Consider the following 14,767-nt stretch of genomic DNA (forward strand, 5'->3'; position numbering starts at 1 on the left):
TGACTAAACTCTTTGAATAGGGATAATAAGAAAGCCGCGACGCGTCCAATCTACAGTCAGCATTGGTGGCGGCATTTCAATCAAGTTGGCAGATTCTACCCAATTTAAGGGCAAGAAGCATCATAAATTAGACGAGAGACTCACCTAGGATTCGAATCAAGACGACTTCTTGCTTGGATTTGTCTTCCATGGGTTTGGCTAACCGCTTCGCTAAGGCAATCCCACCAGCAGTAAACAGTGCTGCACTTAAGATAACAATGCCCTCGCCGCCCTGGAGTAAGGGTTGTAACAAGAGTTGCCCAAAACCAGCACCAATCATCAACATGAAAAGTGGGATGAGATAAACAATCGCCGCCGACTGAAGTAGGCTTTTTTCTGGAAAGCCAATTTCTACGATTTGTCCAGCTTTGACTAAGCTTTTGGTTTTAAGCTGCCAAAACAAAGATTTATTGCCAACAGCCTTGGTCACAATACCCGTACCGCAGTTTTTTTGAGAAGAACAGCTGCTACAACTGGTTTGTTGTTCGCAGCTCAATTGAACAAAGTATTGCTTACCTTTTTGTTCAACCGAGCTAACGGTCGCCAGCGCGGTCATCATTGCGCTTGTACCGATTTATTAAATGTAACTGACTGAGCAATACGTTTTGCAGTTGCCGGCGGAATGTCACCAACCACAGAGATCTCTTTATCGCCAATCACTAAGCTGTGCAAGGTTCTACGCCCTTGACGCACCAGCTGCCCTTTCAATGAATGCTCATCTTTTTCCGCGATATAAACCGAAAAGTTAAACAGTCCATCACTGAAAAGCTGACTTTCAACCATTTTATCGGTCGCAGCCATTTGATAGCGGCTAAGCTCTTTTGATTTAAACCCTTCAGGAATCCACGACGCTTGCCAGTTAGTTTCACTCACTAAGCCTTCCGGTAATGATAAAACTTTCGGCAATTGAGCTTGGCTCAAGCCACCCATAGCCTCAGCAATCTTATCGTTCACCACGTAAGAGATAGTGCGGTACTGTTCAAGCACTTCGCCATCACGATCCAAAAGGTCGGCACGCAAAGGAAGATTCGTTTTTTCGTCTACCCAAACCACGTAAGAGTAGCGAAGGCCATCTTTCGGCACGACACGCAGCACTTGAGTGGTGCTACCTGCTTCACGAGAGCGACCAACTTTCACAAAGTCGTAGTACTGATTCAGAGATTCGATATCTCGATTAATCATCGGAATAACAGGCGCAACCATGCTGCCTGACTGAATCGTAAATGGCTCTGTACCCGGCTCGATGTAGCTAACTTCGTTGCCACGTCGAATGACTTCACGAACAGGGCCGCTTAGATAAACAAGGTGTGCAAGTTGTTGGTCGTCGTTAACCGCATGGCGATAAACAAGAGGCTCAATACTGCTCTTCTTTATCAAAATGTAGGAGAGTTCGTAATTTAGATGCTGACTGGCCTCGTTCATTTGATGCAACAAGGCCTTTGCAGTGGTTTCCTCTGCAAAGGCTGTTGGAGACATCAAGCTGAACAGTGTCAGTGCACCGACCAGGATTTTCTTCATTCAATGTCCGATTCTAGATGTGCATCTTGCATTGGCGATGCATCACTGTTTAATCTTAGCTGCAGCTCATAATCTTCTAACAATGCATGAACGCGTTTGCGCTGCTCTTGCAAGTTAGCTTCAGATGCTGGTTTCTCAACAGAGTCACGCGTTAAACTTACTGGTTCCGCAGAACCGGCAAATGGAATCGTCTGGAGTACAGGCAACTGCTCTGGTGCTGCAGGGTCGCTACCACCATATTGTTGAACACCTAATACAACGGCTAATGAAACACACGCTGCCACGGCAACTTGTCCAAACTGTTGTAACCACGCCGGAAGCTGACGCTTCGCTTGCTGAGGTTTAGGTTGCTCTTCAATTGGAGCAACAGTAGGTTCAACATTCACTTGGTGCAGGTTCGACATTGAACCATGTGCAGGCTCGTTCTCAAGCGCTGCCGCTACACTATTAGCAATGTTCCACTCTGGAGTTTCTGGCGAATCCCCACGCATAACATCACCAATTAAATGGTAACTCTGCCAAGTATCCATGCTTTCTTGATCAGATTCTAGATCTACAATGAGAGCTTTATCGATCGTTTCACCATCCATGAGTGCCGAAAGCTTTTCTTTATCAGCCATTATTTTCACCATAATTATTACAAGTTCTAGCGTTGCAAAAGAGGTTTGATTTTCTTTTCCACCGCTTCACGAGCTCGGAAAATACGCGAACGTACGGTTCCTACAGGGCAATCCATTACTTCTGCAATCTCTTCGTAGCTCAAACCTTCGAGCTCTCGCAACGTCATTGCAGTTTTTAAGTCTTCTGGTAGCGCTTCAATCGCTCCAAAAACAACTTGTTTCAATTCTTTAGACAGCGTTAAGTTCTCAGGGTTCGATATTTCTTTTAACGCGCTGCCTGTTTCGTAATATTCTGCATCTTCTGCATCTACATCGGTTGCTGGCGGCCTACGGCTTTGGGCAACGATATGATTTTTAGCGGTGTTCACGGCAATTCGGTATAACCATGTATAGAAGGCACTCTCGCCACGAAAGTTAGGTATCGCGCGGTAAGCTTTAATAAAAGCTTCTTGTGCTACATCAGGTACATCACCGGAATTATTCACGTATCGAGAGATAAGATTACAAACTTTGTTTTGATACTTAACCACTAGTAAGTTAAATGCCTGCTTATCTCCACTCTGAACTCGCTCAATCAACACTTGATCGGTTAGCTGCTCGTTCATTCGAGCGGGTACTCCTATTGTTATAACCCTCACCTTCACAGATATGGGTACTAATTATGCGAAATGTAGTATTGACACCACCGTCTACAAGAGCACTATTGTGACTAAGCCAAATACCGAAAGTTCCAACTTTCTTAAAATTATTTGCCATTATTGTTTCACAATGTGATGTAATAAAAATAGCTATCCCTATCAATTTGGGGAAACTTGAGCAAAAGCAATGGTATTGAGCAATTAAATATTTCTAGATAGCTGTCTATATATTGATTTTGCATAGCGTTTAAGGATGACTCTGGAGAGATTATAACAGTCTTAGCCAAACTCCTAAAACAAGACAAAGTCAATTGAGAGTGGACAACTCGACTATAGCCCGGGATTTAATAAGTTTTATGAACGCAAACCGTGAACATCAGTGTGATGTATTAGTGGTAGGAAGTGGTGCGGCAGGCTTGTCATTAGCCTTACGCGTAGCAGAACATGCAAAAGTAATTGTATTAAGCAAAGGACCACGCAGCGAAGGATCGACGTATTACGCACAAGGTGGTATCGCCGCGGTGTTCGATGAGTCGGACAGTATTGAGTCTCATGTAGAGGATACTCAAATCGCTGGGGCTGGGTTATGCGAAGAAGATACAGTTCAATTCATTGCTGAAAATGCGAAAGAGTGTGTGCAATGGCTGATTGATGGTGGTGTTCCATTTGATAAAGATGAGAACAGCACAGAAGGCCAACCAAAATATCACCTCACTCGTGAGGGTGGCCACAGTCACCGCAGAATTCTGCACGCTGCCGATGCAACTGGCATGGCGATGCAAACCTCACTACAAGATAACGTCAACAACCACCCAAATATCGAGATCTTCGAGCGCCACAATGCGCTGGATTTGATCACGGAAGATAAGATTGGTGGTTCAAAAGACAAGGTGATCGGTGCCTACATTTGGAACCGTAACCAAGAACATGTTGAAACCGTGCGCGCTAAGTTTGTTGTATTAGCAACAGGCGGCGCTTCAAAGGTTTACCAATACACCTCTAACCCAGATGTTTCTTCAGGTGATGGTATTGCTATCGCTTGGCGTGCGGGTTGTCGTGTGGCAAACCTTGAGTTCAACCAGTTCCACCCAACTTGTTTATTCCACCCAGAAGCGCGTAACTTCCTACTAACGGAAGCACTGCGTGGTGAAGGTGCTTACTTGCGTCGTCCAGATGGTTCTCGCTTTATGAAGGACTTCGATGAGCGCGGTGAACTGGCGCCACGTGATGTGGTTGCTCGTGCAATTGACTTCGAAATGAAGCGCTTAGGTGCCGACTGTATGTATGTTGATATCAGCCACAAGCCTGAAGAATTCATCACAGCGCACTTCCCGATGATCCATACTCGCTTGATGGACTTGGGCATCGACATGACCAAAGAGCCGATCCCTATCGTACCAGCCGCTCACTACACGTGTGGTGGTGTCATGGTGAATAAGCAGGGTCAAACCGACCTAACGAACTTGTATGCGATTGGCGAAGTGAGCTACACCGGCTTACACGGTGCAAACCGAATGGCTTCTAACTCACTGCTTGAGTGTGTGGTTTACGCATGGGCAGCAGCAAAAGATATCGTTGAGAACATCGACCAATCTCAACTGTGCGCTGAACTGCCAGCATGGGATGAAAGCCAGGTCACCAACAGTGATGAAGAAGTTATCATTCAACACAACTGGCACGAACTGCGCCTATTCATGTGGGATTACATGGGCATTGTTCGAACGGATAAACGACTAGAGCGAGCATTGCGTCGCATTCAGATGCTGCAACAAGAAACTCATGAGTACTACAGCTACTTCAAGGTTTCGAATAACCTATTAGAACTGCGTAACTTGCTACAAGTGGCAGAGCTAATGGTTCGTTGTGCAATGCAACGTAAAGAGAGCCGCGGCCTCCACTACACGTTGGATTACCCTGAACTTGCAGAAGACAGTGGCCCAACGATTCTGACGCCAGAGAAACGCCAATCATAATAATTGGTTAAACGTGCTTAGCGAATTAGCCGTCAGCGGAAAATGATTAAACGAAAGGGAGCCGAGTGCTCCCTTTTCTTTTGTCTAACGCTTTCTTTTATCTAATACTTTCTTTCATCGAATAGTTTGGCTTCTCTAGCGCGCTCGTTGTAAGTTCGCCAGAAAATGGCGATATTCTCGCTCGCAACAGCTGTCCCGCCAAAGCAGTACCGAGTGCCCACATTCAAACTGCAATTTAACGAAGAACTGCGCCCAGATCTTATCAACGGACTTGAGTCGGTAAGTTCGGTCATTGAGTCGAATATCACCATCCTCTCTGTAATCAAAACGCCCATAGACACTATTTAGAATCACATGATTGTTTCTGAACAAGCGGATCATTAAAGCTAAGCAATAAAGGCTGGCGGCAAGTGGAATAGAAGACAGGACGATGAAAAACAAAAGGCACCCAAAAATAGTGCCTTTTGCAAATAATGCGGAATACGAAGGGTTAAGCTGAAGCTTAACGAACCTTGCTGAGGTTGTGTGCGACAATTTTATCAACCATTGATGCATGGCCTAGGTTTTCACTGCGTCCGTGGCCCATTACCCAAGTAAACAAATCTGGATCATCACACTCTAATAGAGAAACAAACTCGCGCTGTTCCTGCTCTTGCAATGAATCAAAACACTCTTCGAAAAATGGCATGATGACTACATCAAGTTCTAACATGCCGCGACGGCAACCCCATTTAATTCGTGCTTTCTGCTCTGCAGTGTACATTGGCTATCCTCACCTATAATTTTTCTTTCTCGGAGTGTAACAAGTCATACGCCCTGCAACTACTATGTGAGTCACAGTCCCTATCTAAGCTCACAAAAAAACCTAGGCTGACAAAGAAACAGAACCGGATTAACATAGAGCCAAATAAAATTCTTAGGAAAGATAAAATGGATTGGAAAAACATATTTCAGCCACTCGCTCATACGCAAAATGAATCGCTTCCAGAACTGATGATGACACACGTATCAGACTGGAGTGCAATTACCATGATAGGCGATGACAAAAAGTCGTACCTACAGGGTCAAGTAACGTGCGATGTCGTCACTCTTCCTAATGATGAATCCACATTAGGCGCGCACTGTGATGCAAAAGGAAAGGTATGGAGTATCTTTCGTTTGTTCCACCACAACGGTGGCTACGCACTCATGCAACCTAAATCAGCGATTGAAGTCGAGCTCGTTGAAATCAAGAAGTACGCGGTGTTCTCTAAGGTCGATATCGAGCAAACGTCTGACGTTGTTATCGGTGTGATGGGTTCGTCAGCTAATCAATACATTGATTCTATTTCAGAAAGCCAAGGTAATGTGCGTGCTATCTCTGGTGGTACAGCGGTTCAAGTTGCAGATAACCGCTGGGCTCTACTTGTGACAGAAGAAGCCGCTGAAGCCTTGGTATCAAACAGCGCTGCGGAGAAAGTATCAGAAACACTTTGGCAATATCATGAAATTCTTGATGCTCAGCCTAACCTATCGAAAGCAGAGCAAAACGAGCACATCCCTCAAGCGCTTAACCTGCAAGCGATTGGTGGAATCAGCTTTTCAAAAGGCTGCTACACAGGTCAAGAAACGGTAGCTCGTGCCAAGTACCGTGGCATGAACAAGCGTGAGATGCGCATTGTTTCAGGAACGACAGCAGAAGTATTGTCTCTAGAGAACCCAATTGAACTAGAGCGTAGCGTGGGTGAGAACTGGCGTGGCGCAGGCCGACTATTAAACGTCTATCAATTTGCTGATAACCGAGCGATTGGTTTGATGGTACTGCCAAACAACCTTGATGACGATGTTCAGCTGCGACTGACCGCGCAGCCTGATCAAACATGGAATATCCTGCCACTGCCGTACGGCCTTGACGACGAGTAACCACGTGGAAACGCAGATTACACAATGGCTGGATCAACAGCAGGTGAATTATCGCCTGCTGATGCAAAGCAAGCCAACCACCAGCATTGAAGAAACTGCACAAGAGCGAGGCATCGACGCCTCTCAAATGGTGAGGTGCATCCTGCTCAAGGATATGGGCAACCAGTATGCGTTAGCCTGTACTGCTGGCGATCGCTCTGTCGACCCCAAGAAAGTACGCTCGGTACTGAATTGCCGTCGAATGACCTGCGTGTCGCTCGCTGATGTTGAAGCGATCACCGGTTTTAAAGTGGGTTGTGTTGGTCCGCTCGCTCTCAAGAGACACATGCCGATCATTTTTGATCCTTCCATTCAAAACAACTCGACCGTAACCATTAGCTCCGGCGACCGAATGGCTGGCGTTGCGCTGGATCTCAATGATCTTATGGCGCTATGTGCACCGACCGTCGCGGACATCAGTCGATGATCGTTTAGATCATGCTTCGCAAACTTCATTTTAATATTTCATTGAGTACATTTTTAGTGTGAACCTCGTCATAAGAAGAACACACCATTAATAAATAGTTACTCAAAATAAAAGCATAAGTAGTCACAAGGTTAAATTTGCGTTATTGTAAATTTACTGACTAGCTATTAAGCAAATCAGTGCAAGTGAATCCACTGAGTAACATCAGTATCCACTTTTGTGTAATGCATCTGTGACTATTCGCCCGTTTTAGACGGGCTTTTTTTTGTCCGAAATTTACAATTTGATTACACAAACAAAAAAATCCCGCCTATTCTTATACTTGTAACATTATCACTGCTTAATACTGAACAGAAAAGTTCACGGCAGTTCACTACTCAGTATTATTTTGGGGAGGAGCTCACGTAAAAATAGATATTTACTGAAGAAAGTGCTTAGAACAGCACAAATATCTAATTAACGTCAACGCTACTGCATATAACTCCATGCTTATCACAATTATTATCTCGGAGTTTTTCTATAATATGCAGGCTAGGTAAATATAAGGATAATTAAGAATGAGACTGTTTAAGCGCTATACACCGAGTATGATTGCTAAACATGTAAGTCGACTTTTCAAAGGACGAATCTACATTTACGGCGTAGGAAAATTTGAGTTTGATAACGGTAAGCTAGTGCTACCAGACCGAGCAGAAAAACGTCACTTTCAAACAGTGAAAGAAATAAATAGTGAAATCATGAAACTTCGCTGCGCGTACGCATGACCTGATTATCTACAGAATTAAAAACAAAAAGGGTTGGTATTATGCCAACCCTTTTTTCGTACCAACTTTCGTATCAATGATGATTCGATAAACCACCAGAACACTATGTCATTATCGATGAGTCACTGGACGCTTAGCTAAGTCAGGAAGATTGCCAGACAAACCCAGTGCGCGCTTCATGATCTCATCTTTCGCACCCGGTAATTGGCCCGCTAGCTTCATACCAATACCACGAATCAGCTTCTTAGCTGGGTTATCGCCTTCAAACAGATCTTTGAAGCCCTGCATTGAAGCAATCATTTTCGCCGCCTCTGCTTTTCTCCAGCGCTCGTAGCCGCGAAGATTACGCTTGGTGCCAATATCCTCACCCGCAGACCATAGCTTTAACAGCTCTTGCGCTAAGCTTGCTGCGTCTAATAAGCCAAGGTTCACACCCTGCCCTGCTAATGGGTGAATGGTATGAGCAGCATCACCAACCAAAGCCACACGCTCTACCGCAAAGTCACGCGCATAACGCATGCGCAGTGGGAAAGCAAAACGGTCACCAACCACTTCGCACAATCCAAGCTTCGAGTCGAACTCTGCCGTTAGCTGCTTATTAAAATCAACATCCGACATGGATACCAGCTTCTCGGCACGATTTGGTTCCGTAGACCAAACAATCGAGCTCATGTTGCTTGGTTGCATTGGTAGGAATGCCAATGGGCCTTGAGGCGTGAAGATTTGACGAGCAACGCTGTGGTGCGGCTCTGTGGTTTTGATGTTCGCGACAATCGCACTGTGTCCGTAATCCCAATGTGTTAATGGGATATCTTGCTGCTTACGAACCCAAGAGTTTGCGCCGTCTGCTCCAACAACTAACTTAGCTGTCAGTGCTTGACCATTGTCCAATGTTAACCAAGCTTCACTTTCACCAATCGCCATCGTTTTACACGTTGCGGGCATATACAGGCTGACGTTGTCTTGTTTCTTAACCTGATCAAGCAGCGCTAATTGAATCACACGGTTTTCAACGATATGACCAAGATTAGGCTGAGCCAAGCGTGTCGAGTCAAACTCAATACGAGCGAAACTGTCTTGTTCCCACACTTCCATCGCTTGATACGGTGCAGCGCGTCTTTGTTCGATACCTTGCCATGCACCTAGGTTACGAAGAATCACTTCACTAGAACGACTCAACGCGGATACACGCACATCAGGCAGCTCACTCAGCCCTTCACTAGGCGCTCTGCCTTCAATGACAGCGATTCTTAGGTCACTGTCTTTTAGGGCAGCAGCAAGCGCTAGGCCAACCATGCCACCACCAACAATCGCGATATCAACACTTTGCATCATTATTTATTACCTTATCTTTCTACTAGGCCAAGCGTATGACGCAAAAGTGGACCTTTAAGTGGTGGAAGGTTATCTATTACGGCTAACCCAAGATTACGCCCAATGCGAGCGGTCATATAATCGTTTGAGAACAGGTGAACTAGGCTTGAAGTCAACGTGATCGTTGCGTCTCGGTCTTGTTCTCTACGCTTTCTAAAGTTAACAAGACCACGGTAACGACCTACATCATCTAACTGGGTACACAACTCTTCTGCCAAGGAAGCCACATCTCGGATGCCTAGGTTAAAGCCTTGCCCCGCAATTGGGTGAAGCGTTTGAGCAGCATTACCAACAATGGCAAATCGATGAGAGATATTTTGCTGTCGGTGACGAAGAATCAGAGGGTAACTCGCGCGCTTGCCGACCTTCTCTAATCGGCCAAGTCGCCAGCCAAAGTCATTCTGCAATTGCTCAAGAAATTCATTGTCGTTTAGCGTCATCACTTTTTGTGCTTGCTCTGGTGTTAAACACCAAACCAGCGATAAACGGTTGTCACTCATCGGTAATAGAGCAACTGGCCCATGATGGGTAAAACGCTCAAATGCGCGACCTTGGTGAGGTTCACTCGCCACAATATTGGCAATCACAGCGACTTGCTCAAAGTCGTGCTCACTCAATGAGATATTGAGCTGTTGGCAACAGGTTGAGATTGCACCGTCAGCAGCAACCAGTAACTTAGTGGTTACTGTTTGCCCACTTGTCAGTTCAATCGTCGTCAACGCTTCTTCACGTTCAACTTTACTAACAGACTCAGGACAAAGCATGGTAATTGCCGCTTCTGATTCAAGTTTCTGCTGATAGATTCGACCCACATCTGCTAACTCGACCACGTAGCCAAGCGCATCTACAGCAAGCTCTTCACTGTAGATGTCTGTCATTCCGGCATGCCCGCGATCCGAAACATGGATATCTTTAATCGGGGTCGCGACCGGAGCGATAGATTGCCATAAGCGCAAAGAATCCAGGATCTGCACCGTGCCATAGGACAAAGCAATCGAACGAGAATCAAACCCAGGGTGAGCTTGATGATCAACCTGATAAGGCTCCACTACCGCAATCGACAGTGAACCTTGGCTTAGGTGATTCAAAGCAAGGGCTAAGGTTGCCCCTGCCATTGCGCCACCAGCAATTACAACATCATACTGAGCCATCATAACCTCAAACCGGCCAACGAATTAATGAATGGTAGGCGCCGCATCTTCAGATGGGCGAGCACCAAATTCAGCATGAATCGTTAGTGCACACGCTTTTACGTGCTCAATAACGTGCTCTAGAAGCTGCGCTTGCTCTTCCAGATCATCTTCTTCGTCAATGCCTAGCTTAGCCATCTCTTCTAGATCAGCTAATGCTTCTTTTGTACTGTCAGACGCTTTGTTCAATTGAGCGCCAACCAAGCCTAAGCCAGAAATAAAGTGGTTAATCCAATCAGACACACCGTCAGCAAGATCAAACAGGCTTGCGCTTGCGTCTTCGTCAGGCAGCAACATAGACAATTCCATACCCGAACCTGTGATTTCACTGGTCGTTACTTTCAGTGTCGCTTCCGCTAGCGTTAATGCGCGATCTGGCCAACCCATGCCTTCATTGGTGTAATCGAAGATCAGTGGTTGCCAGCTTTTATCTGCAAGGCTTAAGCCTCCGCTTAACATACCCGTTAATAAACCGTGCATCTCAGCAGGGGTTACGGCTAGACTTGCCGATTGAAGTTCAGTCGCAACCGTTAGGTAGTCAGGTAAAGTAGTTTCGCTCATCAGATAGCTCGCTCAGTTATTCTTTATATCGATAGTATAATCGTACCACTTCACCCCAATTCTGGTAAGCATCGATCCCCAGCAATTGAAGGATGACTGACTACCAATTGTTCAATTTGCTGAATTACTGTGTGCTCAAGCTCTCATTTACAAACAGTCACTCTGAAAAGCTTGAATCTTAATAGCGGTTTACCTATAGTTTCTCCCTCAGAGGAGATTGCTTCCTCATCGGTACTTGCACTTTTTCTTTCTCAAAAAATGGCGAAGAGCAACAGCCTTAAAATAGCGCGTTAAAGAGTTCATCCATCATGAGTAATCAAGCGGTAGACGTTGAAATATTAGGAAAACTGACTCGAGTGAATTGTCCACCAGGGCAAGAAGAGTCATTGATTGCAGCGGCGGCCGATCTTGATAATCGATTGAAAGAGATGGCTGAACGTACTAAGGTAACCAATGAAGTGAAGCTGCTGACTATCGCAGCTCTGAATATTTGCTACGAATTACAAACCAAGAAGTTTGAAGCAAATGATGAACAAAACGCACTGACCGAGCGAATGGAACAGCTCACGACATCACTTTCAGATGTCCTCAGTAAAGTTAAGCACGGACAGCAATAGCGTACACAAAATTTACCCTGGAGTGTTTGTCAGAGGATTCACGTCCCCGAGCCGATAAGCAATCCCTAAGGGTTAGTACTTGAGTGCTATTGAGCATGCTCGGCCCGACCGAGAAGCCTACGGTAATCATTGCTGATCCGCCTTGAACTCGCTGGTTCAAGGGCCATCTATTCTCAACGGCACTTTGGGGTATCCCTTCTTATGAAGACGCTCACACGCAGCGAATTTCGCAAACAGATCCGTATCAAGCGCAATGCCTTATCTGGCGACCAACAAACTCAATCCGGTATCGACTTAGTTAAGCAGTGCATGCAGCTTGATGAGATTCAGTCTGCTCAGCATATTGCCCTCTATATCTCTATCGATGGCGAACTCGATACCCAGCCTTTAATCGAATGGTTATGGGCGCAAGGTAAGCAAACTTATTTACCAGTATTGCACCCCTTCTCTGCCGGACACCTGCTGTTTCTGCACTACTCGCCAACCACACCGACGGTCTTGAATAAGTACGGTATTGTCGAACCTCAGCTCAATCAAATGCTGGTTAAACCTTGTCAGCAACTCGACCTTATTCTTACGCCCCTTGTCGGCTTTGACTCTCATGGCCATCGTTTAGGTATGGGCGGCGGATATTACGATCGCACCTTGGCGAAGTGGTTCGAGACGGGCGAAGGTGCAGCTCCTATTGGTTTGGCTCATGATTGCCAACATGTTGATACCCTACCGATTGAAGAATGGGACATTCCGTTACCTAAAATCGTGACTCCGAGTAAAACTTGGCAATGGGAAAACAACCATTAAAGCGCTATAATCGCGCCGCAAACGTTAACCTCGATATATAAACGTTAACTCAATATCTAAACGTTAACTTCATCATTACGCAAACGATCAATTCAAAGCGCAAGACCTTATTCAGGAGAATGGCATGACTCAAGATGAAATGAAAAAAGCAGCTGGCTGGGCAGCACTTCAATATGTTGAAGAAGGCAGCATTGTAGGTGTAGGTACTGGCTCTACAGTAAATCACTTCATCGACGCACTAGGCACAATGAAAGACAAAATCAAAGGTGCGGTTTCAAGCTCTGTTGCTTCAACGCAGCGACTAGAAGAGCTAGAGATCAAAGTGTATGAGTGTAACGATGTCGCTAAGCTAGACATCTATGTTGATGGCGCAGATGAAATCAACCCAACTCGCGATATGATCAAAGGCGGCGGCGCTGCTTTGACTCGTGAAAAAATCGTAGCGGCTATCTCTGATAAGTTTGTGTGTATTGTTGACGGTACTAAAGCAGTTGATGTGTTGGGTAAATTCCCACTGCCTGTTGAAGTAATCCCAATGGCACGTTCATACGTGGCACGTGAGTTGGTTAAGCTTGGTGGTGACCCAGTTTACCGCGAAGGCTGCACAACCGATAACGGCAACGTGATCCTAGATGTGTACGGCATGGCGATCGAAAACCCGAAACAACTAGAAGATATCATCAATGGTATAGCTGGTGTGGTGACGGTTGGTCTGTTCGCTCACCGTGGTGCTGATGTGGTTATCACCGGCACGCCTGAAGGTGCAAAAATCGAAGAATAAATAATAGAAGATTGAGTTTTTCTGTTACTTCATTACATACGGTGCCCTAGGGCGCCGTTTTTTTTGCTTTATTGCTGTAAAATTATGTCTTATTCCGTAATTTTCTTACCCAAAACATTTTTTTTTTGTTACTTTATTGTTCAGAAGACGCACAGGGAAAACGTTTATCTCCTAACAAAGTGGTGAATTTGTTCCCCTTTCAGTCATTTTGTAGCACGTGCGCCGCATTTGCCCAACCTTTCCATTTTAAGGACGAGAACAATGGCCAAAGTTTCACTGGAAAAAGAAAAAATTAAAATTCTACTTCTAGAAGGTCTTCACCCTTCTTCTGTAGAAGTACTGCAAGCCGCTGGTTACACAAACATTGAGTACCACAAAGGCTCGCTACCGGAAGATGAACTTCTTGAAGCAGTAAAAGATGCTCATTTCATTGGTATTCGTTCTCGCACTAATATCTCCCAAGAAGTTATTGATGCAGCTGAAAAGCTGGTTGCCGTCGGTTGTTTCTGTATTGGTACTAACCAAGTCAACCTTCAAGCAGCAGCAAAACGCGGTATCCCTGTGTTCAACGCACCGTTCTCAAACACTCGAAGCGTTGCTGAGCTCGTTCTTGGTCAGGTTCTATTGCTACTACGTGGCATTCCAGAAAAGAACGCGCTTGCACACCGTGGCATCTGGAAAAAGAGTGCCGACAACTCTTACGAAGCCCGTGGTAAGCGTTTAGGTATTATTGGCTACGGTCACATCGGTACTCAACTGGGTATTATTGCTGAAAACCTTGGCATGCGTGTTTACTTCTACGACATTGAAAACAAACTGTCTCTGGGTAACGCAACGCAAGTTCATACCATGACGGAATTACTGAACAAGTGTGACGTAATCTCTTTGCATGTACCTGAAACCAACGAAACAAAAGACATGATGGGTAAAGAAGAGTTCGAGCGCATGAAGCCTGGTTCTATCTTTATCAACGCAGCTCGTGGCACGGTAGTCGATATTCCTGCTCTGTGTGGCGCTCTGGAGTCTGGACACCTTGCAGGTGCGGCTATTGATGTTTTCCCAACAGAACCAAAAACCAATGCAGACCCGTTTGAGTCTCCATTAATGCAGTTCGATAACGTGATCCTAACGCCTCACGTGGGTGGTTCAACTCAAGAAGCACAAGAGAACATTGGTGTTGAAGTTGCTGGTAAGCTAGCGAAATACTCTGATAACGGCTCTACGCTATCAAGTGTTAACTTCCCTGAGGTATCACTACCACTGCATACTGGAACGTCTCGTTTATTACACATTCACGAAAACCGCCCAGGCATCCTAACTCAGATCAACACCATCTTCGCTGAGGAAGGGATCAACATCGCGGGTCAATACCTACAGACTGCGGCTGATATGGGTTATGTCGTTATCGATGTAGAAGCCGATCGCTCTGAAGAAGCACTGCTTAAACTGAAAGAGATCGAAGGCACAATCCGTGCTCGTCTTCTTCACTAATCATCGCACTCAAAATGCATAAAAAAGGCTCT

Annotated in this window: 17 protein-coding genes and 1 other RNA gene; 9 read left to right on the forward strand and 9 right to left on the reverse strand. The window is 45.5% G+C overall.

What is annotated here, in order from left to right; translation table 11 throughout:
- Positions 1-127 precede the first annotated feature (127 nt).
- From AB4486_RS05415 to rpoE, 4 genes are read right to left on the reverse strand one after another with little or no spacing between them, the layout of a single operon-like run.
- On the reverse strand, positions 128-598 hold the full coding sequence (locus AB4486_RS05415; protein ID WP_017059046.1) for a SoxR reducing system RseC family protein: 471 nt from the start codon (positions 596-598) through the stop codon (positions 128-130).
- On the reverse strand, positions 595-1,557 hold the full coding sequence (rseB, locus tag AB4486_RS05420; RefSeq protein ID WP_372116638.1) for a sigma-E factor regulatory protein RseB: 963 nt from the start codon (positions 1,555-1,557) through the stop codon (positions 595-597). Before rseB ends, AB4486_RS05415 begins: the two co-directional genes overlap by 4 nt.
- Entirely contained in the window at positions 1,554-2,177 is a 624-nt protein-coding gene (locus AB4486_RS05425) for a sigma-E factor negative regulatory protein (protein WP_017063205.1), read from the reverse strand. Before AB4486_RS05425 ends, rseB begins: the two co-directional genes overlap by 4 nt.
- A gap of 26 nt (positions 2,178-2,203) precedes the next feature.
- Complete coding sequence (gene rpoE / locus AB4486_RS05430; protein ID WP_008223963.1) at positions 2,204-2,782, reverse strand: RNA polymerase sigma factor RpoE; 579 nt, start codon at positions 2,780-2,782, stop codon at positions 2,204-2,206.
- A gap of 389 nt (positions 2,783-3,171) precedes the next feature.
- Here rpoE and nadB point away from each other — a divergent pair, with 389 nt between their 5' ends.
- Positions 3,172-4,788: an L-aspartate oxidase gene (gene nadB / locus AB4486_RS05435; RefSeq protein WP_017059049.1), complete on the forward strand. Its 1,617-nt coding sequence runs from the start codon at positions 3,172-3,174 to the stop codon at positions 4,786-4,788.
- Between the two features lie 135 nt (positions 4,789-4,923).
- Here the strand turns inward: nadB and AB4486_RS05440 are convergent, their stop codons facing one another.
- Together AB4486_RS05440 and AB4486_RS05445 are read right to left on the reverse strand one after the other, a co-directional pair.
- Positions 4,924-5,343: a protein YgfX gene (locus AB4486_RS05440; RefSeq protein WP_324295273.1), complete on the reverse strand. Its 420-nt coding sequence runs from the start codon at positions 5,341-5,343 to the stop codon at positions 4,924-4,926.
- Complete coding sequence (locus AB4486_RS05445) at positions 5,291-5,551, reverse strand: succinate dehydrogenase assembly factor 2 (RefSeq protein WP_004735374.1); 261 nt, start codon at positions 5,549-5,551, stop codon at positions 5,291-5,293. The genes AB4486_RS05440 and AB4486_RS05445 overlap by 53 nt, the downstream gene beginning before the upstream one ends.
- Positions 5,552-5,718: 167 nt before the next feature.
- On the opposite strand from AB4486_RS05445, the gene ygfZ reads away from it, so the two are divergent.
- The 3 genes from ygfZ (at position 5,719) to AB4486_RS05460 (ending at position 7,920) form a co-directional block, all read left to right on the forward strand.
- Positions 5,719-6,690 carry a tRNA-modifying protein YgfZ gene (gene ygfZ, locus AB4486_RS05450; protein ID WP_372116639.1) on the forward strand — a complete coding sequence of 324 codons (972 nt, stop codon included), beginning with the start codon at positions 5,719-5,721 and terminating at the stop codon, positions 6,688-6,690.
- Between the two features lie 4 nt (positions 6,691-6,694).
- A complete protein-coding gene (locus AB4486_RS05455) occupies positions 6,695-7,156 on the forward strand; it encodes an aminoacyl-tRNA deacylase (protein ID WP_372116640.1) in 462 nt (153 codons plus the stop codon).
- Positions 7,157-7,713: 557 nt separating this feature from the next.
- Positions 7,714-7,920 (forward strand): DUF1107 domain-containing protein, encoded by a 207-nt coding sequence (locus AB4486_RS05460; RefSeq protein WP_009847660.1) that lies wholly within the window; start codon positions 7,714-7,716, stop codon positions 7,918-7,920.
- Positions 7,921-8,031: 111 nt separating this feature from the next.
- Here the strand turns inward: AB4486_RS05460 and AB4486_RS05465 are convergent, their stop codons facing one another.
- The 3 genes from AB4486_RS05465 to AB4486_RS05475 are packed head-to-tail and all read right to left on the reverse strand — an operon-like array spanning position 8,032 to position 11,045.
- Complete coding sequence (locus AB4486_RS05465; protein ID WP_102321427.1) at positions 8,032-9,255, reverse strand: FAD-dependent 2-octaprenylphenol hydroxylase; 1,224 nt, start codon at positions 9,253-9,255, stop codon at positions 8,032-8,034.
- Positions 9,256-9,266: 11 nt separating this feature from the next.
- On the reverse strand, positions 9,267-10,445 hold the full coding sequence (gene ubiH / locus AB4486_RS05470) for a 2-octaprenyl-6-methoxyphenyl hydroxylase (protein WP_017059054.1): 1,179 nt from the start codon (positions 10,443-10,445) through the stop codon (positions 9,267-9,269).
- 24 nt (positions 10,446-10,469) lie between these two features.
- Positions 10,470-11,045, reverse strand: coding sequence for a YecA family protein (locus AB4486_RS05475; protein WP_017070457.1), 576 nt, complete (start codon positions 11,043-11,045; stop codon positions 10,470-10,472).
- A gap of 308 nt (positions 11,046-11,353) precedes the next feature.
- On the opposite strand from AB4486_RS05475, the gene zapA reads away from it, so the two are divergent.
- The 5 genes from zapA to serA all read left to right on the forward strand — a co-directional run bounded on the left by zapA (position 11,354) and on the right by serA (position 14,735).
- A complete protein-coding gene (gene zapA / locus AB4486_RS05480; RefSeq protein ID WP_004735366.1) occupies positions 11,354-11,662 on the forward strand; it encodes a cell division protein ZapA in 309 nt (102 codons plus the stop codon).
- A gap of 11 nt (positions 11,663-11,673) precedes the next feature.
- Positions 11,674-11,857, forward strand: a non-coding RNA gene (gene ssrS / locus AB4486_RS05485) — 6S RNA.
- A gap of 6 nt (positions 11,858-11,863) precedes the next feature.
- Positions 11,864-12,463, forward strand: a complete 600-nt coding sequence (locus AB4486_RS05490) for a 5-formyltetrahydrofolate cyclo-ligase (protein WP_017059056.1) — start codon at positions 11,864-11,866, stop codon at positions 12,461-12,463.
- Positions 12,464-12,587: 124 nt separating this feature from the next.
- A complete protein-coding gene (rpiA, locus tag AB4486_RS05495; protein ID WP_017059057.1) occupies positions 12,588-13,244 on the forward strand; it encodes a ribose-5-phosphate isomerase RpiA in 657 nt (218 codons plus the stop codon).
- 261 nt (positions 13,245-13,505) lie between these two features.
- Positions 13,506-14,735: a phosphoglycerate dehydrogenase gene (gene serA / locus AB4486_RS05500; protein WP_017059058.1), complete on the forward strand. Its 1,230-nt coding sequence runs from the start codon at positions 13,506-13,508 to the stop codon at positions 14,733-14,735.
- The last annotated feature ends 32 nt before the right edge of the window (positions 14,736-14,767 follow it).

This window comes from Vibrio sp. 10N.222.55.C6, from assembly GCF_041473395.1.
GTDB classification, from domain to species: Bacteria; Pseudomonadota; Gammaproteobacteria; order Enterobacterales; family Vibrionaceae; genus Vibrio; species Vibrio crassostreae_C.

Bases quoted from the DNA above. Each gene is read 5' to 3' on its own strand.
- AB4486_RS05415 (WP_017059046.1), bottom strand. From the start codon at position 598: ATGATGACCGCGCTGGCGACCGTTAGCTCGGTTGAACAAAAAGGTAAG.
- rseB (WP_372116638.1), bottom strand. From the start codon at position 1,557: ATGAAGAAAATCCTGGTCGGTGCACTGACACTGTTCAGCTTGATGTCT.
- AB4486_RS05425 (WP_017063205.1), bottom strand. From the start codon at position 2,177: ATGGCTGATAAAGAAAAGCTTTCGGCACTCATGGATGGTGAAACGATC.
- rpoE (WP_008223963.1), bottom strand. From the start codon at position 2,782: ATGAACGAGCAGCTAACCGATCAAGTGTTGATTGAGCGAGTTCAGAGT.
- nadB (WP_017059049.1), top strand. From the start codon at position 3,172: ATGAACGCAAACCGTGAACATCAGTGTGATGTATTAGTGGTAGGAAGT.
- AB4486_RS05440 (WP_324295273.1), bottom strand. From the start codon at position 5,343: ATGCATCAATGGTTGATAAAATTGTCGCACACAACCTCAGCAAGGTTC.
- AB4486_RS05445 (WP_004735374.1), bottom strand. From the start codon at position 5,551: ATGTACACTGCAGAGCAGAAAGCACGAATTAAATGGGGTTGCCGTCGC.
- ygfZ (WP_372116639.1), top strand. From the start codon at position 5,719: ATGGATTGGAAAAACATATTTCAGCCACTCGCTCATACGCAAAATGAA.
- AB4486_RS05460 (WP_009847660.1), top strand. From the start codon at position 7,714: ATGAGACTGTTTAAGCGCTATACACCGAGTATGATTGCTAAACATGTA.
- AB4486_RS05465 (WP_102321427.1), bottom strand. From the start codon at position 9,255: ATGATGCAAAGTGTTGATATCGCGATTGTTGGTGGTGGCATGGTTGGC.
- ubiH (WP_017059054.1), bottom strand. From the start codon at position 10,445: ATGGCTCAGTATGATGTTGTAATTGCTGGTGGCGCAATGGCAGGGGCA.
- AB4486_RS05475 (WP_017070457.1), bottom strand. From the start codon at position 11,045: ATGAGCGAAACTACTTTACCTGACTACCTAACGGTTGCGACTGAACTT.
- zapA (WP_004735366.1), top strand. From the start codon at position 11,354: ATGAGTAATCAAGCGGTAGACGTTGAAATATTAGGAAAACTGACTCGA.
- AB4486_RS05490 (WP_017059056.1), top strand. From the start codon at position 11,864: ATGAAGACGCTCACACGCAGCGAATTTCGCAAACAGATCCGTATCAAG.
- rpiA (WP_017059057.1), top strand. From the start codon at position 12,588: ATGACTCAAGATGAAATGAAAAAAGCAGCTGGCTGGGCAGCACTTCAA.
- serA (WP_017059058.1), top strand. From the start codon at position 13,506: ATGGCCAAAGTTTCACTGGAAAAAGAAAAAATTAAAATTCTACTTCTA.